The following is a 21,263-nucleotide window of genomic DNA, read 5'->3' on the forward strand; positions in this document are numbered from 1 at the left end:
CTCCGATGGGTCAGATCTGGGTGCGTGCGGCGGTCGAGTGGGCGAGACCCGCCGCTGCGTAGTAGCCGACGATGTGGTCGTGGACGAGGGTGCGGGCGAGCGTCGGGTCACCCGCGTCGACGGCGTCGAGGATCGCGTGGTGCTCGTGGCGCAGACGGTCTGCCGCTGCGTCCCATTCCGCGAGACCCGCCGCGCCCGCCTGCACGTACGACTCGATCGCCGTTCGCAGGCCGGCCATCATCGCCGCGATCACGACGTTGCCCGATGCCTCGGCGAGGGCGAGGTGCAGCTGGGCGTCGAGGGCGAGGAACTCGGGAGTGGTGAGGTCGTCGGCATCCATCGCGTCGAGCAGCTCCCGCGCCCGGGCGGTCGAACGAGAAGGCGCTGCGGCGAGGGCGTCGACGACGGCCGACTCGAGCACGAGGCGCGTGGCGACGACGTCGTCGAACGGGAAGCCCTGCGCGGCGACCTGCAGTCGCAGCAGCGCCGACATGCCGCCTTCGGGCGTCGCGATGATGATGGCGCCGGAGGTCGGCCCCGACCCGGTGCCGGTGCGGATGAGCCCCATCACCTCGAGCACGCGCAAGGCTTCGCGCACGCTGGAACGCCCCACGCCGAGCGTCGCGGCGAGCTCCCGCTCGGGGGCGAGCCGGTCACCGGGCTTGAGGATGCCGTTGAGCAGGTCGGTCTCGATCTTCTCGAGCACGACGCGCCACGCGCGTGCGGGCGCGAGCGCGGGCGGAGTCGGGGTGTCGGCCACGGATCTCCTCGTCGATGTCGGATCCGGCGTCCTCCGTCTTCGAAGGGGGTCCGACCACGATAGCGTGTGGTCGGACCACAGACAACCCGCATGACGACGCGTGTCCGGGCGGAGCACTACGCTGACCCCATGGACCCCCTCCTCCTCGTCCTCATCGTCGCGGGCGTCGCCGCCACGTTCTGCTGGATCACGTCGCTCGTCACGAAAGAGACGTCCTGGATCGACCGGCTGTGGTCGATCGTGCCCGTGATCTACGTGTGGATCTTCGCCCTCGCGGCTCTCGTCGCCGGGGTCGACGCGACGCGGCTCATCGTGATGGCGCTCCTCGTCACGGCCTGGGGCGCACGACTGACGTTCAACTTCGCCCGCAAGGGCGGCTACACCGGCATGGAGGACTATCGCTGGGCGATCCTGCGCGGCCGTATGACGCTTTGGCAGTTCCAGCTCTTCAACGTCTTCTTCATCGTGCTCTTCCAGAGCGCGCTGCTCGTGCTCATCTCCCTTCCCGCCTACATCGCGTGGCAGCATCCCGTGCCCTTCACCGGATGGGATGCCGCTTTCGCAATGCTGTTCGCCGCGTTCCTGGTCGGCGAGACCGTCGCGGATCAGCAGCAGTGGGCGTTCCACCAGGCCAAGAAGGCGGCGGGCGGCGCGCTCGAACCCGGCTTCGTCACCACGGGACTGTTCGCGTACAGTCGGCACCCGAACTTCTTCTTCGAGCAGGCCCAGTGGTGGGCGTTCTACGCGCTCGGCGCGGCGGCGCTCGTCGCCGCCGGCGGCAGCTGGCTCAACTGGACGATCGCGGGCGCGGCTTTGCTGACGGTCCTCTTCATCGGTTCCACGGTGTTCACGGAGTCGATCTCGGCGTCGAAGTACCCGGCCTACCGGGAGTACCAGCGCGCGACGTCGATGCTGATCCCGCTCCCCCGGCGACGCGGACGCGCGCCCGAGACGGCCTGAACCCCGGGCCGCCCCGTCGGTGGCGTCACTCCAGACGACCGCCCGACGCGCGCAGGTAGTCCTCGGCGCACAGCGACTCGTACGTGACCCGATCGGCCGTGAGCTCGTCGATCGCGACCTGATCGCCGTCGAACACGAAGCGACCGCCGACGAGACGGGCGTTGAAGAGCGCCTTGCGTCCGCACCGGCAGATGGTCTTCAGCTCCTCGAGGCTGTGGGCGAGCTCGAGCAACCGGGCCGAGCCCGGGAAGGCCTGGGTCTGGAAGTCCGTACGGATGCCGTATGCCAGCACCGGCACCCCGTCGAACACGACGATGCGGAGCAGATCGTCGACCTGCGCGCGGGTCAGGAACTGGGCCTCGTCGATGAGCAGGCACGCGATGTCGACTTCGTGCTCGTCGGCTTCGGGGACGAGCGTGTCTGCCGCCTCGGCCTTCACCCGGGCGCGGTGCTGCGCGAACAATGCGCGGATGTCGTCGTCGGGTCGCACCAGGAAGTCGACGGTGCGCTTCACGCCGAGGCGGCTGTCGATCTGGTCGGCGCCCTTGGTGTCGATGGCGGGTTTGGCGAGGATCACGTGCTGCCCGCGCTCCTCGTAGTTGTACGCGGCCTGCAGGAGCGATGTCGACTTGCCGGAGTTCATCGCCCCGTAGCGGAAGTAGAGCTTGGCCACGGATCGAGCGTAGTCGGTGGGCGGATCAGCGCCCGCCGAAGCCTCCGCCGCCGCCCCCACCCCCGGAGAACCCGCCACCCGACGATCCGCCCGATGACGACCAGCTCGAGCTCGAGGACGAACTCGACGACGAGCCGGGACGCGACACCGGTGTGGCCGCGAGCCGCCCGATCGACGATGACGCGTCGGACAGCGACCGCGAGTTCACGGCATCGAACAAGGCGACTCGCGCAGTCGCCTCGGCCGCCCCCGCTGCGCGGATGACGTCCACCCAGTCCCGCTCCATGCCGAACAGCACGGCGTACGGCAGCAGCCGTTCGTAGAGATTCACGACCGACGCGCCAGGAGCGCCCGACGCGTCGCCGTAGGGGCGGCGACCCGCCGACACGAGATCGGCGGTCTGCGGCGACTGCGCCGCGCGCAGACGGTCTTCCTCCGCAAGCTGCAGGTACTCGCGTATGCCGTCGAGATAGGTCTTGTGCGTCCCCCCTGCCACGGTGAGCACCGACTTGGGGAGGGAGAAGAACGGCAGCCCGATGAAGGCGAAGAAGGCGCTGCCGACCGCCGCGAAGTAGATCAGGTTGCCGAGCGACCCGAGCGGCTCGAGCACGATGTAGACGACGTCGGCGAAGAAGATGAGGAGCATCGCCAGCGGCAGCCCTGCGAAGAGAATGAAGCCGCGCAGCGCGGTGATCCACGCCGGAAGCTTGCTCCGATAGCCGCGCTGCACGGTGAACTCGTCGATCCGCCGCACGTAGGTGACGGCGCGGGACGGCGGCTTGCGTGCGAACGCGCCGAGGTCGACGTCCGCGCCGGGTTCGGCGTTGCGCCCGAACAGCGTGTCGACGATTCGCCGCTCGTCGCTGTCGAGCCCGGTCGTCTCGCGCAGGATGACCTCGAAGTCGTCGGCGTCCTGGCGGTCGCCGATCGCCCGGATCTCGACGGCGTCCTTCACTGCCAGGTCGACCACGTGCGCGGCCAGTGCCCGTTCCGGAACGTCCAGCACACCGGCCGACAGCGTCAGCGACTCGTCGTCGGGAGGCGTGTACTGCACGATCAGCGGCGACCGGTCGGGGTTGCGGCGCGCGACTGCCTTCACCACGAGCACGAAGACGAGCCCCCCGATGCCGGAGAGCAAGGCGAGGGCCGGGAGGATCCACAGCCACCACGGGTAGGGCGGCGGCGGGGGCGGGCTGGGCGCTGCGAACGTGCCCTGCTCGAAGCCGAGCGCCACCGTGACATTCTCGTACGGGCCGAGGCCTTCATCGCCGGCGGTGAAGGCCACCGCGCTCGTCGCCGACGAACCGACGGCCTGCGCCCACGCCTGGACGGCGTCCGGCAGCGATTCCGGTTCGGTAGCCCGCTCGATCGTGCACTGCTCGGTGGATCCGGCGGGGCCGGTGTAGCAGAACGCGCGCCCGTCGATCAGGCCGGCGGCAGCATCCGTCGCCACATGCACGTCGGCGGTGACCACGTCGAACGGCTGCGCGTGGTCGGTGCCGACGGTGTCCCAGTAGAACTCGTCGGCCGCGGTGTCTTCGTAGCGCAGCACGACGTCGCTCATCTCATATGTGATGACGTAGGTCTGCGCGCCGCGCACGTACGAGTCGTCGCCGGTGAGTACGTAGATCCAGTCGCCGTCGCGCTCGGTCCACCAGGGGATCGTCGCGCCGTCCGCGCCCGTCACTGTGTAGACGACCGTGCCGAGGTCGATGCCGCTGTCGACGACGGGCAGCGACCGCACCATCCCCTTGTTCTGGTCGAAGTCCGGGAAGCGCGCGACGATGGTCTCGGTCGTGAGCAGCCGGGTGCGATCGCCGGTGCCGCGGACGAGCCAGTAGTCGGCCTGGAACGAGTCGAACGTGAAGTCGTCGACGGATGCCGGCGCCAACGCGCCCAGCACCCCTGGGCGTTCGCTCTCCCGCGCCGCGATGGCGGCGGGCGTTGCGGCTGCGCCGGCGACGCCCAGCGTGATCGCGCCCGCGACGACGAGTGCGACGAGCGCTCCCGCGGCGATCCCCCAGCGACGCCATCCGCGTCGTGACACCGACATGCCCCCACCTTAGGGGGCGAGCGGGGTGTGCTCGCCGGATCGGCGCGCCCTGCCGTTGTGCGGGGAGGTCACGGCACCGCCCCGCGCCGCGGATCAGGCCGTGAGCGCGAGGGCCTCGGCCGTCTCGTCCAGCGACTCGCGGGCGACCTCGGGACGCGCGTTGAGCGTGTCGCCGTAGCTCGGGATGAGCTCGCGCAGGCGCGGTTCCCACGCCTCGATGCGTTCGGGGAAGCAGGTCTTCAGCAGTCCGAGCATGATCGAGGCCGCGGTCGAGGCGCCCGGCGAGGCGCCGAGCAGGCCGGCGATCGTGCCATCGGCGCCGGTGACCACCTCGGTGCCGAACTGCAGCACACCACCCTTCTCTGGGTCCTTCTTCATGACCTGCGCGCGCTGGCCGGCCTGGATGATCTCCCAGTCCTCGTCCTTCGCAGTGGGCATGAAGACACGGAGGCTGTCGACCTTCTTCTTGTGGTTCTTCAGCAGCTCGCCGACGAGGTACGTGATGAGACTGGGGTTGTCCCACGCGACCTTGAGCATCGGGCCGATGTTGCCGGGGCGCACCTGGCCCACGATGTCGAACCACGAGCCGGTCTTGAGGAACTTCGGACTGAACGTCGCGAAAGGGCCGAACAGCAGCGACGCCTCGCCGTCGACGACGCGGGTGTCGAGGTGGGGCACCGACATCGGCGGCGCACCGACCGAGGCCTGCGAGTACACCTTGGCCTTGTGCTGCGCCACGACGGCGGGGTTCGACGTCTTGAGGAACTGCCCGCCGATCGGGAAGACGCCGTAGCCCGAGATCTCGGGGATGCCCGAGCGCTGCAGCAGCTTGAGCGCCCAGCCGCCCGCGCCCACGAACACGAACTTCGCGCGGATCTCACCCGGGGTGCGGCCGATCGTGCGACGGTACTTCACGCTCCAGGTGCCGTCGGCCAAGCGCTTCAGCTTGCGCACCTCGGTGTTGGTGCGCACATCGGCGCCGTTGTCGGCGAGACGGTCGAAGAGCTGACGCGTAAGAGCGCCGAAGTCGACGTCGGTGCCCGCAGGGACCCGCGTCGCGGCGAAGGGCTCGCCCTTGCGGCGCTTCTGCATGAGCAGCGGCGCCCACTGATTGATGACGCGGGAGTCCTCGCTGTACTCGATGCCGGCGAACAGCGGCTCGTTCTTCAACGCCTCGTAGCGCTTCTTGAGGTACGCGACGTCCTTCTCGCCGCGGACGAATGTCATGTGCGGGGTCGAGTTGATGAAGGTCGACGGGGCGTCCAGCACTCCGGCCTCGACGAGCGACGACCAGAGCTGGCGGCTCTGCTGGAACTGCTCGTTGATCGAGATCGCCTTCGAGGGGTCCAGCGGGCCGCCGTCCTTGCTGTCGGGCATGTAGTTGAGCTCGCACAGGGCGGCGTGGCCGGTCCCCGCGTTGTTCCAGGGGTTCGAGCTCTCCAGCGCGACGTCGCTCAGCCGCTCGAACACGGCGATCTTGAGGTCGGGTTGCACCTGCTGCAGAAGGGTACCCAGCGTCGCGCTCATGATCCCGCCGCCGATCAGCAGGACGTCGACCGTTCCCGTGGGGAGATCGCTGTCGTCAGGGCTGGGCAGGGAGTCGGAGGGCTTCTCGGTCACCAGACGATTCTAGTTCCGCCCGAAACCACCCCCGACCGGAGGCGGGTTCCGACCGCGAAAGTCCGGCGGTTCTTGCCGAAACGTAAAGCGGACGGATGCTGCGGGGCCGCAGCATCCGTCCGCCTTCGATGTGTGCGCGTCAGGCGGTGACGCCCAGGTTCGCGGCGACGACCTCGGCGATCTGCACGGCGTTGAGCGCCGCGCCCTTGCGCAGGTTGTCGTTGGAGATGAACAGCACGAGGCCCTTGCCCTCGGGGGCGGACTGGTCGGCGCGGATGCGGCCGACGTAGCTCGGGTCGTTGCCGGCCGCCTGCAGCGGCGTCGGGACCTCTTCGACGACGACGCCGGGTGCGGAAGCGAGGATCTCGTACGCACGATCGGGCGTGATGTCGCGCGAGAACTCCGCGTGGATCGACAGCGAGTGGCCGGTGAAGACCGGCACGCGCACGCACGTGCCCGCGACCCGGAGGTCGGGCAGCTCGAGGATCTTGCGGCTCTCGTTGCGGAGCTTCTTCTCCTCGTCGGTCTCGTTGAGGCCGTCGTCGACCAGGTTGCCGGCCAGCGGGATCACGTCGAACGCGATCGGCGCGACGTACTTCTCGGGCTGCGGGAAATCGACCGCTGCACCGTTGTGCACGAGGTCGAGCGTGTTGCCCTGCGCGAGGACACCCTCGACCTGACCGAGGAGCTCCTGGGCGCCGGCGAGACCTGAACCCGACACCGCCTGGTACGTCGAGACGATGAGGCGCTCGAGGCCGGCCTCGGCGTCGAGCGGCTTGAGAACCGGCATCGCGGCCATCGTCGTGCAGTTGGGGTTCGCGATGATGCCCTTGGGCGGGTTCGCGATCGCGTGCGGGTTGACCTCACTGACGACGAGCGGCACCTCAGGGTCCATGCGCCACGCGCTGGAGTTGTCGATGACGATCGCCCCTGCCTCGGCGAAGCGGGGAGCGTGGGCGCGACTGCCGGTGGCGCCGGCCGAGAAGAGTGCGACGTCGATGCCGGACGGGTCGGCGGTCGCGACATCCTCGATGATCACCGTCTCGCCGCGGAACTCGACGGCGGTGCCGGCTGAGCGGGCCGTCGCGAAGAGGCGCAGCTCGCGGATCGGGAAGTCCCGCTCGGCGAGAATCTCGCGCATGACCGTCCCGACCTGGCCGGTGGCGCCGACGACGGCGACGGAGAGTCCTGAATCGGAGATGCGGGTCATGGTGGTTCCTCAGCGTGGGCACAAGCGTGGAGCGGACGCGCGGGCGTCGTCGATCGCGCGGGGTTTGGGCGATTCTACCGGCCGCGGCCGGGCGCGGACCGCGGTGTTACCCCTCCGAGCGGACAGTGTGCGTGCGATTCCTGCCGTTCGCGCGGGACGGGGGCGCGAACGGATCTCTTCAGCGGCCGGTGCCGGCGTAGACGGTCGCCTCGATGTCGCCGTCCAGGCCGTAGGCGGTGTGCACGACGCGGGCGGCCTCGGCGAGGTCGTCGCCGCGCACCACGACCGAGATCCGGATCTCGGACGTCGAGATCATCTCGATGTTGATGCCCGCGACGCTCAGCGCCTCGAAGAGGGTCGCCGAGACGCCCGAATGCGTGCGCATGCCGGCGCCCACGACCGAGAGCTTTCCGATCTGGTCGTCGTGGACCAGGTTCTCGAACCCGATCTCGGACTGGTCGCCGGCGAGCGCCTTCAGGGCGGTGGCGGCGTCGGTCTTGGGAAGCGTGAACGAGATGTCGGTGCGGCCGGTGGCCGCCGCCGACACGTTCTGCACGATCATGTCGACGTTGGCGCCGGACTTCGCGATGACTTTGAAGATCTCGGCGGCCTTGCCGGGCACGTCGGGGACGCCGATCACGGTGATCTTGGCCTGGCCGAGGTCGGTGGCGACGCCGGCGACGATGGGCTCTTCCATCTCTTCTCCCTTTTCGCCCTCGGGAACGTTCATCCCGGGGCCGAGCACATAGGTCCCCACGCCCGAGCTGAACGTGGAGCGGGCGTGGATGAGCACGCCGTGACGGCGTGCGTATTCGACGGCGCGGATGTACAGCACCTTGGCGCCGTTGGCAGCGAGCTCGAGCATCTCCTCCGCGGAGACGACGCCCAGTTTCTTCGCCTTCGGCACGACGCGTGGGTCGGCGGTGAAGATGCCGTCGACGTCGCTGTAGATCTCGCACACGTCGGCCTCGAGCGCGGCGGCGAGGGCGACGGCCGTCGTGTCGGAGCCGCCGCGGCCGAGCGTGGTGATGTCGCGGGTGTCGCGGTTGAACCCCTGGAAGCCGGCGACGATGACGATCGCGCCCTCGTCGAGCGCCTCGCGCAGGCGGATCGGCGTGACGTCGACGATGCGCGCCGAACCGTGGTCGGCGGTCGTGATCATGCCGGCCTGGCTGCCGGTGAACGAGCGCGCCTCGAAGCCCATCGAGTGGATCGCCATCGCCAGCAGCGCCATCGAGATGCGCTCACCGCTCGACAGCAGCATGTCGAGCTCGCGGGGCGCCGGAATCGGCGCGACCTGACCCGCGAGGTCGAGCAGCTCGTCGGTCGTGTCGCCCATCGCACTGACGGCGACGACGACATCGTGACCGGCGCGGCGCGTGTCGACGATGCGCTTCGCGACGCGCTTGATGCTCACGGCATCAGCGACCGACGATCCGCCGTACTTCTGGACGATCAGCGCCACATCGAACTCCACGCGTTTTGTCTGAGGACGGGCGAGAACGGATGCCGCAGACCGCGGTTTCCTGTCGCCCAAGGGTCCATCTTACGGACGCGCTCATGCGCGCCCAGCCATGTGTCGCGACGCCCGAGCGGCAGCGGGCGCTGCACAGGATCGGAGGTCGGCGCCGACAAGCCGCCCGCGCAGCGCGCCGACCGGCGTGGCGGCGAAAGGGTTCCGATTCTGTGCGCCGCGGTGCAGCGCCAGTAGCATCCGAGCATGGAGCAGATCGAGACGTGGTCGGACTTCAATGTGGCCATGGTCGGGGCGACGGCGGCGCTCGCGGGTCTCGTGATCGTCGCCGCGAGCGTCAACATCGGCGACATCATCAAAGAGGCGTCGCTCACAGCCCGTCTCGCCGCGGGTATCTCGGGGCTGGTGCTCGCCCTCATCGGCTCCGCGATCGGGCTCATCCCGGCTGTCGGCCCCGTCCCGTACGGAGTCGCGATGGTCGTCATCGCGGTCGGCGCGGGAGTGTTCCAGGCGCAGGCGACCCGCAGGATCTTCGAGAACCGGCTCCCCGCCAACCGCCTGCGCTGGCTCAAGTCGGCGGTGGGATTCTTCGCGCCGCTCGCCTACCTCATCGGCGGCGCCCTGCTGGCGGCGGGCCAGCCCGTCGGCCTCGTGTGGTTCGCCGCCGGGTCGATCGTCGCGATCGTCGCCGCGCTGCTGGTGTCGTGGATCGTCCTGGTCGAGGTGCTGCGCTGACGCTCAGCTCGACGCGATCGGTGGCAGGTCGGTCGACTCGCGCGTGCGTGCGCGCACCGGGCCGCCGGTAGCGGCGAGCCAGCAGCCGAGGATCACCAGCGGGAAGCCGATCAGCAGGCCCGGCGTCAGCGGCTCGCCCAGGATGATGGTGCCCAGCACGATCGCGACCACGGGGTTGACGTACGTGAACAGCGGGGCCCGCACCGGACCCACGCGGGCGATCAACGCGAAGAACGCGATGAACGCGAGCGCCGTGCAGAGCACCGCGAGCGCGACGAGCGACACCGTGCCCTCGACCGTGGGCACCTGGTGCTGGGTCAGGAAGGCGATCGGCGTGTAGAAGATGCCGACGGCGAAGAGGGCGAGCGTGATCGAACCCAGTGAGGGCACATCGCGCAGCTTGGTCGCGATGACGAACGGGGCGATCGCGTAGAGGAGGGCGACCAGAAGGACTTCACCGACGGCGAGCAGACTGCCGCCGCCCCCGACAGTGAGTCCGGGACCGGCGACGATCACGAACACGCCCGCGAAGCCGACGAAGAGTCCGATCGCCCGCGCCGGGGTGAGCACAGACCTGTCGCCGCCTCCGAACGCGATCAGCGCCGCGAACAGCGGCACGGTCGCCACGAGGAGTCCCGTGAGCCCGGAGGGCAACGTCTGTTCGGCATGGCCGAGCAGCAGGAAAGGCCCTGCCATCTCGATGGCGCCGAACAGCAGCACCCAGCCGATCTTCGCGAACGCGGGGCGCAGTGCCTTCTGACGCCACGCGAACGGGAGCAGAAGCAGTGCGCCGAGGAGCGTGCGACCGGCCACCACCGCCGCCGGCGAATACGACTCGACGGCCACGCTGATGAACAGGTACGGGACGCCCCACAGCAGCGCCATCGCGCCGAACAGCAGCCACGCCTTCGTGTCGAATCGCTGCGAGGAGCTCATGCGAAGTGTCTCCCAACGGTGGTGTGGCGGGGTCGGTGCGACGCCGCCCGAGGTCGTCCTCGACTACGTTCCGTGGTCGCCGGCGCAGAACGCGAGACGGCCGACCGCCAATCTACGACGGACTTCCGACATCCTGGGCGGATCGTCGCACCGAGCCTGCGGCGAGCGGCTCAGACGGAGCGGCGGCCCTCGAAGGCGCGGCCGAGCGTGACCTCGTCGGCGTACTCCAGGTCGCCGCCGACAGGGAGGCCGGAGGCGAGGCGGGTGACCGTGATCTCGAGGGTGTGGAGCAGGCGGCTCAGGTAGGTCGCCGTCGCCTCGCCTTCGAGGTTCGGGTTGGTGGCGAGGATGACCTCCTGCACGGTGCCGTCAGCGAGTCGCTGCATGAGCTGTGTGATCCGCAGGTCGTCGGGGCCGATGCCGGCGATCGGGCTGATCGCGCCGCCGAGCACGTGGTACAGCCCGCGGAACTCGCGAGTGCGCTCGATCGCCGCCACATCCTTCGCGTCCTCCACGACGCAGATCAGAGTCTGGTTGCGACGGGGATCGCGGCAGATGGAGCAGCGTTCCTGCTCGGAGACGTTGCCGCACACCTCGCAGAAGCGCACCCGCTCGCGCACCTCGCTGAGCAGCTCGGCGAGGTGCGACACGTCGAAGTTCGGCGTCTGCAGGATGTGGAACGCGATGCGCTGGGCCGATTTCGGCCCGATCCCGGGAAGGCGGCCGAATTCGTCGATGAGGTCTTGGACGATGCCGTCGTACATGGGCTAGCTGAACCTCGTGGGCGGCTCGTAGGGCTCCTCGCGGACGAACGTGGCGCCGAGCACCTGGCGCACCACCGCCTCGCCGTAGCGCTGCACGCCACCGTTGCGCGTCGTCACCACCGGCGTCAGCGGCGGCGCGACCGTCGGAGGCACCGGAAGATCAGAGACAGCGTCCGTGTCGTCATCGTCATCGTCGCGCTCGGACGGCGGAGCGATCTCCGTGCGCGGCAGGACCTGGCCCTCGCGCGGCGGCGCGAGCGTCGCGACCCGTGCAGTCGCGGCCTCGGCATCTTCGGGCTCGTCGTCGACCGCGAACTGCGCGGGCATCTCAGCGGGGAAGGCAGCGGGGCCCGGGTCAGGCGGCGGGGCGTCGTCGTCGGAGGGGATGGCCGCGACAGCCCAGTCCGTCACGGGCGCGACGGATGCCGGCGCCGAAGCCGTCGCCCGGGGCACGGCGGCAGGAGCCGCCGCCCGTGGCGCGGCCGATGCTGACGCACGCGGTGGCGCGGCCTGCGCGTTCCGCGACCCGCTCGGCACGTCATCGGTGGAGCGCGTCGTCGGTGCCTCTGCCGCCTGGCGCGGAGCCTCGCGGCCGGGGTCGGATGCCGCCGGCGCCATCGGGGCGGGCCCGGATCCGCCGGCGGGGTCGTGACGGGCGATGTACTTCACGCGGATGCCGAGCACGGCCAGGATCGCCTGGCGCAGGTCTTCGCTGGGCCCCTTGCCGGCAGCGAGCTGCTTGAACTTCGCCACGTCGCTCTGGCTCGAGAACGCCAGCGTGAGCACGTCGTCGTCGAGCGCCACGGTGCGGGCGCCCGACGCGAGCATCCAGGACGAGCGACTCACGTTCTCGAGTTGCGCGAGCACCTGCGGCCAGGACTGCTGCAGGCGGTCGAGGGTGACCGGTCCGGCGGGTACGGGAGGTGCAGCCATGGGCGCCGGCTCGGCGGTCGGCGCGGTCGGAGCCGCGGCGGTCGGAGCCGCGGCGGTCGGAGCCGCGGCAGACGGCGCGACCGGAGCGGCCGGCACAGCGACCGACGCAGGGGGGACGACCGGCGCCGCAGCGGGCGCGGCGCCTGCGCCGCGTGCGAGCACCCGCGCGACCATCAGCTCGAGTTGCAGCCGCGGCGAGGTGGCGCCGGTCATGTCGTCGAGGGTCGCGATGACGAGGTCGGCGATGTGCGACAGCCGTGCCGGGCCGAACGCGTCGGCCTGACGCCGCATGCGCGCGAGGTCGTCCGCGGAGACGCCGCGCAGCACGGCAGAGGCGCCCTGGCCGGTCGCCGACACGACGATGAGGTCGCGCAGGCGCTCGAGCAGGTCGTCGACGAAGCGGCGGGGGTCTTGTCCGGTCTGCACCACGCGGTCGACCGCGGCGAAGGCGGCCGACGCGTCGGACGCGGCGAAGGCGTCGATCACCTCGTCGAGCAGCTCGGCGTGCGTGTAGCCGAGGAGCGCGACGGCGCGGGCGTAGGTGACCTTCGCGTCTTCCGAACCGGCGATGAGCTGGTCGAGCAGCGACAGCGTGTCTCGCGGAGAGCCGCCGCCGGCGCGCACGACCAGGGGCAGTACGCCCTGCTCGACGTCGACACCCTCCTGCCCGCACAGCTGCTCGACGTACTCGAGCATCGCCGCCGGTGGCACGAGGCGGAACGGGTAGTGGTGCGTGCGCGAGCGGATGGTGCCGATGACCTTCTCGGGCTCGGTCGTGGCGAAGATGAACTTCACGTGGTCGGGCGGCTCTTCCACGAGCTTCAGCAGGGCGTTGAAGCCCTGCGGCGTGACCATGTGCGCCTCGTCGAGGATGAAGATCTTGAAGCGGTCGCGGGCAGGCGCGAACACCGCGCGCTCGCGCAGATCGCGGGCGTCGTCGACGCCGTTGTGACTCGCGGCGTCGATCTCGACGACGTCGAGCGAGCCGCCGCCACCGCGACCGAGCTCGACACAGCTGTCGCACGTGCCGCACGGTGTGTCGGTCGGACCCTGCGCGCAGTTGAGGCAGCGCGCGAGAATACGCGCCGACGTGGTCTTTCCGCACCCTCGGGGACCCGAGAACAGGTACGCATGACCGACGCGATCGCCGCGCAATGCCGTCATGAGCGGCTCGGTGACCTGCGACTGCCCGATCATCTCGCCGAACGACTCGGGCCGGTAGCGGCGGTACAGGGCAGTGGTCACTCCCCCAGCCTACGGCGTGGGGCCGACACTTCGGCGGGCGCATCGCATCGCATCGCGGCTTCGGCTCCACCGCGCCCGCGGGCGACGTCGACACACGGCGATGCCCCGTCGAGATCGCCTGCTAGATTGCTCCGCAGTGACACGGGGTGCCCGCACGGCGGGCTGAGAGCACACCCGTCGAACCTGATCTCGATCATGCGAGCGAAGGGATGTCGCGATGAACGCGCGCACCGAAGCACACCTGTCCCCCTTCTCCCCCGCCACCGCGCTGACGGCGCTGCGGGAGGCGTCACCCCTGGTGCAGTGCATCACGAACGCGGTGGTGACGAACTACACGGCGAACGCCCTGCTCGCGGTGGGCGCCTCGCCCGCGATGTGCGACATCCCGGGCGAGGCCGGGCTCTTCGCGGGGATCGCCGACGGAGTGCTGGTGAACCTCGGCACGCCCACCGCCGAGCAGCGCGATGCCGCTCGCGAGGCGGTCCGCGCCACCTCGAGCTGGGTGCTCGATCCCGTCGCCGTCGGCGTTCTCCCTGTGCGCACGGCCGTCGTCGCCGAACTGCTCGAGCACCGTCCCGCCATCGTCCGCGGCAACGCCTCGGAGATCCTCGCCCTCGCCGGCGAGGGCGGCGGCGGTCGCGGAGTCGACGCGACGGATGGAACGGATGCTGCTGCCGGCGCCGCACGATCGCTCGCGCTGCGCACCGGCGGCGTGGTCGCCGTGTCGGGTCCGGTCGATCTCGTCACCGACGGCGAGCATGTCGTCCGTATCCACGGCGGGGACGCGCTCCTCACCCGCGTCACCGGCGGCGGCTGCTCACTGGGCGCGGTGATGGCCGCGCTCGTCGGCGTGTGCGCGCCGTTCGAGGCGGCGGTGGCGGCATCCGTCCTCTATGCGGTCGCGTCGGAACGCGCGGCCGCTCGTGCGGAGGGGCCGGGGTCGTTCGCCGTGGCCTTCCTCGACGCGCTGGACGCCCTCGCGGCCGACTCGGCCGAGCTCGACGCGCGCGTCGCCGACACCCTCGCCCTCCGATGAGCGGCGTCGTTGCGATGCGCCGCGGGGACCTGCACCTGGTCACCGACGAGCGGGTGCCCTTCGACCGGCTCTGCGACATCGTCGATGCCGCCGCGGGTGCGGGCGCGGACGTCGTGCAGCTGCGGGCGAAGTCCGTCACCGCCCGCGAGCTGCTGCGGCAGGCCGTCGTGCTGTCGGGGGTCGTCGACGGGCGCAGCCTGCTGGTCATCGACGACCGCGTCGACGTCGCCCTCGCTGCCCGCGATGCCGGGGCGCGCATCGACGGCGTGCACCTCGGTCAGAGCGATCTGCCGCCGGAGACCGCGCGGCGACTGCTCGGCACGCATGCCGTGATCGGGTGGACGGCGAACACCGTGGCGCATCTTGCCGCGGCATCCGCACTCCCCCCGCGGACGATCGACTATCTCGGCGTGGGCGTGATCCGCCCGACCTCCACCAAGCCGGATCACCCTCCGGTGCTGGGGATAGACGGATTCGCCGCGCTCGCCGCGACCGCCCCTCTGCCGTGCATCGCGATCGGGGGCGTGACGGTGGACGATGTGCCGGCGCTGCGCTGGGCCGGGGCGGCCGGCATCGCGGTGGTGTCGGCGATCTGCGCCGCCGACGACCCCGGCGCGATGACGCGGGCACTTCGAGACGCGTGCCACGACCCGCTGGCCGACGCGCCGACCGACCCCTCGGGCTCGTCCAGGGGACGCACCCCGGACGCGAGGCTGGAGGCGGCGCGGTGACAGCGATCCCCCGGGTGCTCAGCATCGCCGGCACCGATCCGACTGGCGGCGCAGGCGTGCAGGCCGACCTCAAGTCGATCGGGGCGCTCGGCGGCTATGGCATGGCCGTCGTCACCGCTCTCGTCGCGCAGAACACGCGCGGCGTCCGCGACGTCCACGTGCCGCCCGTCGCGTTCCTCGGAGCGCAACTGGACGCCGTGTCGGACGATGTCCGGATCGACGCCGTCAAGATCGGGATGCTGCAGTCCGCCGAGATCATCGGCACGGTCCGGGAGTGGCTGGCGCGGGTGCGCCCTCCGGTGGTCGTGCTCGATCCGGTCATGGTCGCCACCAGCGGCGACCGGCTGCTGGATCCGGCCGCCGAGGACGAACTGCGCGCGCTGTGCGCGGAGGCCGATCTCGTCACCCCGAACCTCGCCGAGCTGGCGGTGCTCACCGGGCGCCCCGCGGCGACGACATGGGAGCACGCGGTCGACGACGCCCGCGCTCTCGTCCAGGCCAGCGGCACCACCGTGCTGCTGAAGGGCGGGCACCTCGCAGGGGCCGCCTGCCCCGACGCCATCGTGGGTCCCGACGGGGTGCACGAGCTCGCCGGCCGACGCGTCGACACACGCCACACCCACGGCACCGGCTGTTCGCTGTCGTCGGCGATGGCGACGCTGCGGGCGGCGGGTGCGTCGTGGCCCGACGCGCTGAAGCGCGCCAAGGAGTGGCTGACGGGCGCCCTCGTTCACGCGGACGCGCTGCACGTCGGCACCGGCAACGGCCCGGTCGACCACTTCCACGAGCTGCGCCGCGCGCAGGGTGCGGCCGGCTCCTGGTCGCAGCGGGCATGGGATGCCTCGGCCGACGTCCGAGCGCAGGTCGACGCCGGCCGGTTCGTGGGCGGCCTCGGCGACGGCTCGCTGCCGCGAGAGGTGTTCCTGCGCTATCTGGCGCAGGATGCCCTCTACCTGGGCGAGTACTCCCGCGTGCTGGCGCGGGCGAGCACGCTTGCCCCGACAGCGCAGGAGCAGGTCTTCTGGGCGCGCTCGGCCGAGTCCGCCATCGTCGAGGAGCGCCGGCTCCACGAGACCCACGTCGAGTCCGCAGCATCCGTTCCCGAACCGCAGATGCTCGCCTACACGAACCATCTGCACGCGTCGGGGGCGTCGTACGGCGAGTTGGTCGCCGCACTGCTGCCGTGCTTCTGGCTGTATACCGACCTCGGCACACGGCTCGCCGCGCGCAGGCACGACGGGCATCCGTACGACGATTGGCTCGCGCTGTACGGCGATCCCGCGTTCGCGGAGGCGACCGCACGTGCCATCGAGATCGCCGACGCGGCGGCGCGCGAGGCCGGGCCCCGCGAGAGGGCCCGCATGAACGCCGCGTTCGCCCGGTCGATGGCGCACGAGCTCGAGTTCTTCGAGGCCCCGGCGCGCCCCGCCCTCGTCGACGGGTGACGCGCGGCGCCGGCGAGATCAGGAGATCCGGCGGCCACAGGACGATTCCCGCTCGTATCGTCCTGCGTCCGCCGGATCGCCTGTCCTGGCGAAGCGGCTAGACGTCGGCGCCGTGCTCGACGTCGGCGGCTCCCACGATGATCGGGATCGTCGAGGTGACGGTGGGCACCGACGCCGACAGCAGTGAGCCGTCCTCGCGGCGCGCGTCGCCGAGCTCGCGCAGCGACGGCCGGCCCGGGATGACCGGCCCCTGCCCGGCGAGCGGTGCCACCACCTCTTCGCCCGCACCGACCACGTAGCCCACGCCCCGCACGCTGAAGCCGACGGGGTCGCCCTCCGTGGCCCGCACGCGAAGTTCGCCACGGGTGACCGTGACGACCAGGCGCGTGCCGTGCCAGTGCAGCACGAACTCGAGGGATGGCCACGAGGCGGGAAGCCGCGGGTCGAATGACAGCTCGCCGAAGTGGTCGCGCATGCCGCCGAAACCGGAGACCAGCGCGGTCCACACGCCACCGGCCGACGCCACATGCACACCGTCGGCGGCGTTGTGGTGCAGGTCACCGAGGTCGACGAAGATCGACTGCCGGAAGTACTCGAGCGCGAGGTCCTGGTAGCCGACCTCGGCGGCGAGGATCGACTGCACGACCGCCGACAGCGTCGAGTCGCCCGTGGTCAGCGGGTCGTAGTACTCGAAGTCGGCGAGCTTGTCCTCGTCGGAGAAGTGGTTGCCCTGCAGGAACAGCGCGAGCACGACGTCAGCCTGCTTGAGAACCTGGTACCGGTAGATCACCAGCGGGTGGAAATGCAGCAGAAGGGGTCGCTTGTCGGGCGGAGTGTTCTCGAGGTCCCAGATCTCGCGCTCGAGGAACACGTGATCCTGCGGATGGATGCCCAGGCTCGGGCTGAACGGGATGTGCATGGCCTCGGCGGACCGCTCCCACGCCTCGGGCTCGCCCGGCTCCAGGGCGAGGCGGTCGACCATCTGGCGGTAGACCTCGCCGTCGGCCTCGGCCATCTCCCGGATCGTGCGGGCGGCGAAGCGGAGGTTGAACCGCGCCATGACGTTCGTGAAGAGGTTGTCGTTGACGACGGTGGTGTACTCGTCGGGCCCCGTGACGCCGTGGATGTGGAACGTGTCGCCCTCGCCGTCGACCACGCCGTCGCTCGAGCGCCAGAAGCCCAGCGTCGCCCACAGGCGCGCCGTCTCGACGGCGATGTCGACGCCCTCGCGGAAGAGGAACTCGTCATCGCCCGTCGCACGCACATACTTCGCGAGGGCGTAGCTGACGTCGGCGTTGATGTGATACTGCGCGGTGCCGGCGGCGTAGTACGCGGATGCCTCTTCGCCGTTGATCGTCCGCCACGGGAAGAGCGCGCCGGCCTCGTTGAGCTGGAAGGCCCGGCGCCGGGCGGCGGGCAGCATCAGGTACCGCATGCGCAGCGCATTGCGCGCCCACAGCGGCGTCGTGTACGCGAGGAACGGGAGCACGTAGATCTCGGTGTCCCAGAAGTAGTGTCCGGAGTACCCCGAGCCGGTCATGCCCTTCGCGGGCACGCCCTGGCCATCGGCGCGCGCCGACGCCTGCGCGAGCTGGAACAGGCACCAGCGCGTCGCCTGCTGGAGGTCGTCGTGGCCGCCGATGCGCACGTCCGAGCGCTCCCAGAACGCGTCGAGCCACGCGCGCTGCTGCGCGCGGATCGCGTCCACGCTCTCGCCGAGCGCACGGTCGAGCGTTCGGCGGCAGCGGTCGACGAGCTCCCGCGCGGGTACGCCGCGCGACGTGTGATAGCTCACGAGCTTCGTGACGCGGGTCGGCACGCCGGCCTTCGCGTTCACCCGGAACACGTTCTTCGCGATGTCGGGCTCGATCAGCGTGCGCGAGGTGTACTCGTTCGCCGTCTCGACCAGGTGGTCGGCGACGACGGCGATCGTCATGCCCGAGTCGGTGACGCGGTACGACAGGGCGGCGCGCAGCTTGTCCTGCCAGTACTCCTGCGGCTGCAGCACGCGCTCGTGCAGCTTCTCCGTCTTGCGCGGGTCGAAGCCGGCCATGCGCGGAGCCGTGGGCGTGCCGCCGTAGACGTCTTCGCCGTCCTGGCGGTTGAGGATCTGGCAGCTCACGGTGACGGGCGCGTCGGCGTTGAGCACGGTGACATCCACCGTCATGACGGCGAGGTGCTTCTCCTCGAACGACACCAGCCGCTCGTAGTCGATCCGCACCTCCTTGCCCGACGGTGTGACCCACAGGATGTGCCGGCGCTGCACGCCGTCGCGCATGTCGAGCGTCCGCTCGTATTCGCGGACGTCGGCGACGTCGAGCGACAGCGGCTCGTCGTCGACGTAGACCCGCATGACCTTGGCGTCGGGGGCGTTGATGATCGTCTGGCCGACCTCGGCGAAACCGTAGGCCTGCTCGGCGTGACGGATCGGGAACGTCTCATGGAACCCGTTGATGAACGTGCCGTGCTCGTGTGCGTGGCGTCCCTCGGGCTGGTTGCCGCGCAGGCCCAGGTAGCCGTTTCCCACGGCGAACAGCGTCTCGGTGACGCCGGTGTCGTCGAGCTGGAACGACGTCTCGACGAGGCGCCACGGGTCGACGGGGAACCGGTCGCGATCGATCATCGTGCGAACTCCTCCAGATCCTTCACCACGACGTCGGCGCCCGCAGCGACGAGGTCGTCCTCGCCGGCGCCGCGGTCGACGCCCACCACCAGTGCGAAGCCGCCGGCGGCCGCGGACTGCACGCCGCTGATGGCGTCCTCCACCGCGACGCTGCGCGACGGCTCGACCCCCAGCATCCGCGCCGCCTCGACGAACACGTCCGGTGCGGGCTTCGAAGCGAGGTGGTCGCGTTCGGCGATCACGCCGTCCATCACGACGGCGAAGCGATCACGGATGCCGGCTGCCGCGAGCACCTCCTCCGCGTTCTTGGAGCTCGACACCACCGCGACGGGCGTGCCGGCGGCGGCCAGCATGTCGAGCAGACGCAGGGAACCCGGATACGCGGCGATGCCGTCGGCGCGCAGCACACGCTCGAAGACGGCGTTCTTGCGGTTCCCGATCCCGCACACCGTGTCGGCCGTCACCGGGTCGGACGGGTGGCCCCATGGCACCTCCACGTCGCGGGAGCGCAGCAGGCTCGCCACGCCGTCGTAGCGCTTCTTCCCGTCGAGGTGATCGAAGTAGTCGCGCTCGGTGTACGGCGGGGTGATGTCCCATGCCGCGAAGAGCTCCTCGAACATCGTCTGCCATGCGTGCATGTGCACTTCGGCGGTGGGCGTCAGGACGCCGTCCAGATCGAACAGCACGGCCTCGTAGGCGGTCAGATCGGGCAGGGCGTCGTCAGCCACAGAACCTCCGGATGCGGGTACGGATGCTTCGGCACTGCAGCGCGCCGTCCAGCAAGCGTAATGGGCGCGAGTGTCCGGTCGACACCCCGTGACGCTTACGCGCGGGCGACACTCAGGGTTTGACGCGCGATCTCGAGCTCCTCGTCGGTCGGCACGACGAGCACGGTCACCTTCGAGGCATCCGTCGAGATGACCCGGATGCCCCGTTCGGGGCTTTCGTTGCGCACCGGATCGAGCTCGACGCCTGCGAAGCCGAGCGTCTCGAGCGCTCCGGCACGCACGAGGGGTGCGTTCTCGCCCACCCCGGCCGTGAACGAGATGACGTCCGCGCCGCCGAGCTGCGCGAGGTAGGCGCCGGCGTAGGCGCGCAGCCGATGCACGTACACCTCGAACGCCAGGATCGCCTTCTCCTCGCCGCGTTCGATGGCGGCACGGATGTCGCGCAGATCGTTGGAGCCCGCGAGCCCCAGCAGTCCGCTGCGCTTGTTGAGCAGGTCGTCCAGGTCGTCGACCGACATGCCGGCGCGCCGCTCGAGCTGGAACAGGACCGCCGGGTCGATGTCGCCCGAGCGCGTGCCCATCACGAGCCCCTCGAGAGGGGTGAACCCCATCGAGGTGTCGATCGAGCGGCCACCGTCGATCGCGGTGACCGAGGCCCCGTTGCCGAGGTGGAACACGATCTGCCTGAGCTCGGCGAGCGGGCGCCCGAGGAAGGCGGCCGCGGCCTCGCTCACGAACTTGTGCGACGTGCCGTGGAAGCCGTACCGGCGGATGCGATGGGATGCTGCGACTTCGACGTCGATCGCGTAGGTGTAGGCCGCGGGCCCCAGCGTCTGATGGAACGCGGTGTCGAACACGGCCACGTGCGGCACGTCGGGGAACGCCCTGCGGGCGGCGACGATCCCGGCGAGATTCGCCGGGTTGTGCAGGGGAGCGAGCACTGACAGCTCGTCGATGTTGATCTCGACGAGCGGCGTGATCAGGGTGGGCTCGAAGAAGCGCGCGCCGCCGTGCACGACCCGGTGCCCGACGGCGACGGGCGGCGTCTCGTCGAGCGACGGGCCGTCGGACGCGAATGCCTCGAGCATCACGGCGAAGCCCGCAGTGTGGTCGGGGATGGGGAGCTCCCGCGTGCGCGTGGCGTCGAGGAACGCCGGCGAGGGCCCGTCCGTCGGAGTCGGGTACACGGTGTGGCGGGCGACGCCGATCGGGTCGCCGATGCGTTCGACGAGGCCTGACGCGAGCGTGCGCTCGGTGTCCATGTCGAGGAGCTGGTACTTGAACGACGATGAGCCGCTGTTGATGACGAGCACCGGGGTCATCGCGCGTTCCCTTCT

General features: G+C 70.6%; 17 protein-coding genes and 1 riboswitch. Of the genes, 5 read left to right on the forward strand and 12 right to left on the reverse strand.

Translation table 11 applies throughout. The features are described 5' to 3' along the window. Nucleotides 1-10 precede the first annotated feature (10 nt). Nucleotides 11-760: a FadR/GntR family transcriptional regulator gene (locus tag MRBLWH3_RS16865; protein WP_363434387.1), complete on the reverse strand. Its 750-nt coding sequence runs from the start codon at nucleotides 758-760 to the stop codon at nucleotides 11-13. 129 nt (nucleotides 761-889) lie between these two features. Between MRBLWH3_RS16865 and MRBLWH3_RS16870 the strand changes: the two genes are divergently transcribed. Beyond that, on the forward strand, nucleotides 890-1,720 hold the full coding sequence (locus MRBLWH3_RS16870) for a DUF1295 domain-containing protein (protein ID WP_363434390.1): 831 nt from the start codon (nucleotides 890-892) through the stop codon (nucleotides 1,718-1,720). A 25-nt stretch (nucleotides 1,721-1,745) separates the two neighbouring features. Here MRBLWH3_RS16870 and MRBLWH3_RS16875 read toward each other — a convergent pair whose 3' ends face one another. The 5 genes from MRBLWH3_RS16875 to MRBLWH3_RS16895 form a co-directional block, all read right to left on the reverse strand. Next, on the reverse strand, nucleotides 1,746-2,393 hold the full coding sequence (locus tag MRBLWH3_RS16875) for a thymidine kinase (RefSeq protein WP_363434393.1): 648 nt from the start codon (nucleotides 2,391-2,393) through the stop codon (nucleotides 1,746-1,748). A 25-nt stretch (nucleotides 2,394-2,418) separates the two neighbouring features. Next, the gene (locus MRBLWH3_RS16880) at nucleotides 2,419-4,446 is read right to left on the reverse strand and encodes a DUF2207 family protein (RefSeq protein WP_363434396.1); all 2,028 of its coding nucleotides are present in this window, start codon (nucleotides 4,444-4,446) and stop codon (nucleotides 2,419-2,421) included. Between the two features lie 93 nt (nucleotides 4,447-4,539). Continuing rightward, nucleotides 4,540-6,042, reverse strand: a complete 1,503-nt coding sequence (locus tag MRBLWH3_RS16885; protein WP_363435600.1) for a malate:quinone oxidoreductase — start codon at nucleotides 6,040-6,042, stop codon at nucleotides 4,540-4,542. 163 nt (nucleotides 6,043-6,205) lie between these two features. Next, nucleotides 6,206-7,276 carry an aspartate-semialdehyde dehydrogenase gene (locus MRBLWH3_RS16890; protein WP_363434399.1) on the reverse strand — a complete coding sequence of 357 codons (1,071 nt, stop codon included), beginning with the start codon at nucleotides 7,274-7,276 and terminating at the stop codon, nucleotides 6,206-6,208. A 178-nt stretch (nucleotides 7,277-7,454) separates the two neighbouring features. Next, on the reverse strand, nucleotides 7,455-8,741 hold the full coding sequence (locus MRBLWH3_RS16895; RefSeq protein WP_363435603.1) for an aspartate kinase: 1,287 nt from the start codon (nucleotides 8,739-8,741) through the stop codon (nucleotides 7,455-7,457). A gap of 255 nt (nucleotides 8,742-8,996) precedes the next feature. On the opposite strand from MRBLWH3_RS16895, the gene MRBLWH3_RS16900 reads away from it, so the two are divergent. After that, nucleotides 8,997-9,485, forward strand: coding sequence for a hypothetical protein (locus MRBLWH3_RS16900; RefSeq protein WP_363434402.1), 489 nt, complete (start codon nucleotides 8,997-8,999; stop codon nucleotides 9,483-9,485). Nucleotides 9,486-9,488: 3 nt separating this feature from the next. Here the strand turns inward: MRBLWH3_RS16900 and MRBLWH3_RS16905 are convergent, their stop codons facing one another. The 3 genes from MRBLWH3_RS16905 to MRBLWH3_RS16915 all read right to left on the reverse strand — a co-directional run bounded on the left by MRBLWH3_RS16905 (nucleotide 9,489) and on the right by MRBLWH3_RS16915 (nucleotide 13,363). Next, nucleotides 9,489-10,421, reverse strand: coding sequence for a DMT family transporter (locus MRBLWH3_RS16905; RefSeq protein ID WP_363434405.1), 933 nt, complete (start codon nucleotides 10,419-10,421; stop codon nucleotides 9,489-9,491). A 170-nt stretch (nucleotides 10,422-10,591) separates the two neighbouring features. Continuing rightward, nucleotides 10,592-11,185: a recombination mediator RecR gene (recR, locus tag MRBLWH3_RS16910; protein ID WP_045300115.1), complete on the reverse strand. Its 594-nt coding sequence runs from the start codon at nucleotides 11,183-11,185 to the stop codon at nucleotides 10,592-10,594. 3 nt (nucleotides 11,186-11,188) lie between these two features. Beyond that, nucleotides 11,189-13,363: a DNA polymerase III subunit gamma and tau gene (locus MRBLWH3_RS16915; RefSeq protein WP_363434408.1), complete on the reverse strand. Its 2,175-nt coding sequence runs from the start codon at nucleotides 13,361-13,363 to the stop codon at nucleotides 11,189-11,191. A 132-nt stretch (nucleotides 13,364-13,495) separates the two neighbouring features. After that, nucleotides 13,496-13,590: riboswitch (TPP riboswitch) on the forward strand. On the opposite strand from MRBLWH3_RS16915, the gene thiM reads away from it, so the two are divergent. The 3 genes from thiM to thiD all read left to right on the forward strand — a co-directional run bounded on the left by thiM (nucleotide 13,581) and on the right by thiD (nucleotide 16,575). Then, on the forward strand, nucleotides 13,581-14,399 hold the full coding sequence (gene thiM / locus MRBLWH3_RS16920) for a hydroxyethylthiazole kinase (RefSeq protein WP_363434411.1): 819 nt from the start codon (nucleotides 13,581-13,583) through the stop codon (nucleotides 14,397-14,399). It overlaps the preceding riboswitch by 10 nt. Beyond that, nucleotides 14,396-15,130: a thiamine phosphate synthase gene (gene thiE, locus MRBLWH3_RS16925; RefSeq protein WP_363434414.1), complete on the forward strand. Its 735-nt coding sequence runs from the start codon at nucleotides 14,396-14,398 to the stop codon at nucleotides 15,128-15,130. The genes thiM and thiE overlap by 4 nt, the downstream gene beginning before the upstream one ends. Next, on the forward strand, nucleotides 15,127-16,575 hold the full coding sequence (thiD, locus tag MRBLWH3_RS16930; protein WP_363434417.1) for a bifunctional hydroxymethylpyrimidine kinase/phosphomethylpyrimidine kinase: 1,449 nt from the start codon (nucleotides 15,127-15,129) through the stop codon (nucleotides 16,573-16,575). The genes thiE and thiD overlap by 4 nt, the downstream gene beginning before the upstream one ends. A gap of 97 nt (nucleotides 16,576-16,672) precedes the next feature. On the opposite strand, the gene MRBLWH3_RS16935 is transcribed toward thiD, so the two are convergent. The 3 genes from MRBLWH3_RS16935 to MRBLWH3_RS16945 all read right to left on the reverse strand — a co-directional run bounded on the left by MRBLWH3_RS16935 (nucleotide 16,673) and on the right by MRBLWH3_RS16945 (nucleotide 21,248). Further along, nucleotides 16,673-19,198 (reverse strand): glycoside hydrolase family 65 protein, encoded by a 2,526-nt coding sequence (locus MRBLWH3_RS16935; RefSeq protein ID WP_363434420.1) that lies wholly within the window; start codon nucleotides 19,196-19,198, stop codon nucleotides 16,673-16,675. Next, nucleotides 19,195-19,926 (reverse strand): HAD family hydrolase, encoded by a 732-nt coding sequence (locus MRBLWH3_RS16940; RefSeq protein WP_363434423.1) that lies wholly within the window; start codon nucleotides 19,924-19,926, stop codon nucleotides 19,195-19,197. The genes MRBLWH3_RS16935 and MRBLWH3_RS16940 overlap by 4 nt, the downstream gene beginning before the upstream one ends. Nucleotides 19,927-20,021: 95 nt before the next feature. Then, entirely contained in the window at nucleotides 20,022-21,248 is a 1,227-nt protein-coding gene (locus MRBLWH3_RS16945; RefSeq protein ID WP_363434426.1) for an acetate/propionate family kinase, read from the reverse strand. Nucleotides 21,249-21,263 lie beyond the last annotated feature (15 nt).

It is taken from the genome of Microbacterium sp. LWH3-1.2 (assembly GCF_040675855.1).
In the GTDB taxonomy this organism is placed as follows: Bacteria; Actinomycetota; Actinomycetes; order Actinomycetales; family Microbacteriaceae; genus Microbacterium.

Excerpts from the sequence above, each read along its gene's own strand:
- MRBLWH3_RS16945 (WP_363434426.1), bottom strand. The coding sequence starts at position 21,248 with ATGACCCCGGTGCTCGTCATCAACAGCGGCTCATCGTCGTTCAAGTAC.
- recR (WP_045300115.1), bottom strand. The coding sequence starts at position 11,185 with ATGTACGACGGCATCGTCCAAGACCTCATCGACGAATTCGGCCGCCTT.
- MRBLWH3_RS16880 (WP_363434396.1), bottom strand. The coding sequence starts at position 4,446 with ATGTCGGTGTCACGACGCGGATGGCGTCGCTGGGGGATCGCCGCGGGA.
- MRBLWH3_RS16935 (WP_363434420.1), bottom strand. The coding sequence starts at position 19,198 with ATGATCGATCGCGACCGGTTCCCCGTCGACCCGTGGCGCCTCGTCGAG.
- MRBLWH3_RS16890 (WP_363434399.1), bottom strand. The coding sequence starts at position 7,276 with ATGACCCGCATCTCCGATTCAGGACTCTCCGTCGCCGTCGTCGGCGCC.
- thiE (WP_363434414.1), top strand. The coding sequence starts at position 14,396 with ATGAGCGGCGTCGTTGCGATGCGCCGCGGGGACCTGCACCTGGTCACC.
- thiM (WP_363434411.1), top strand. The coding sequence starts at position 13,581 with ATGAACGCGCGCACCGAAGCACACCTGTCCCCCTTCTCCCCCGCCACC.
- MRBLWH3_RS16905 (WP_363434405.1), bottom strand. The coding sequence starts at position 10,421 with ATGAGCTCCTCGCAGCGATTCGACACGAAGGCGTGGCTGCTGTTCGGC.
- MRBLWH3_RS16870 (WP_363434390.1), top strand. The coding sequence starts at position 890 with ATGGACCCCCTCCTCCTCGTCCTCATCGTCGCGGGCGTCGCCGCCACG.
- MRBLWH3_RS16900 (WP_363434402.1), top strand. The coding sequence starts at position 8,997 with ATGGAGCAGATCGAGACGTGGTCGGACTTCAATGTGGCCATGGTCGGG.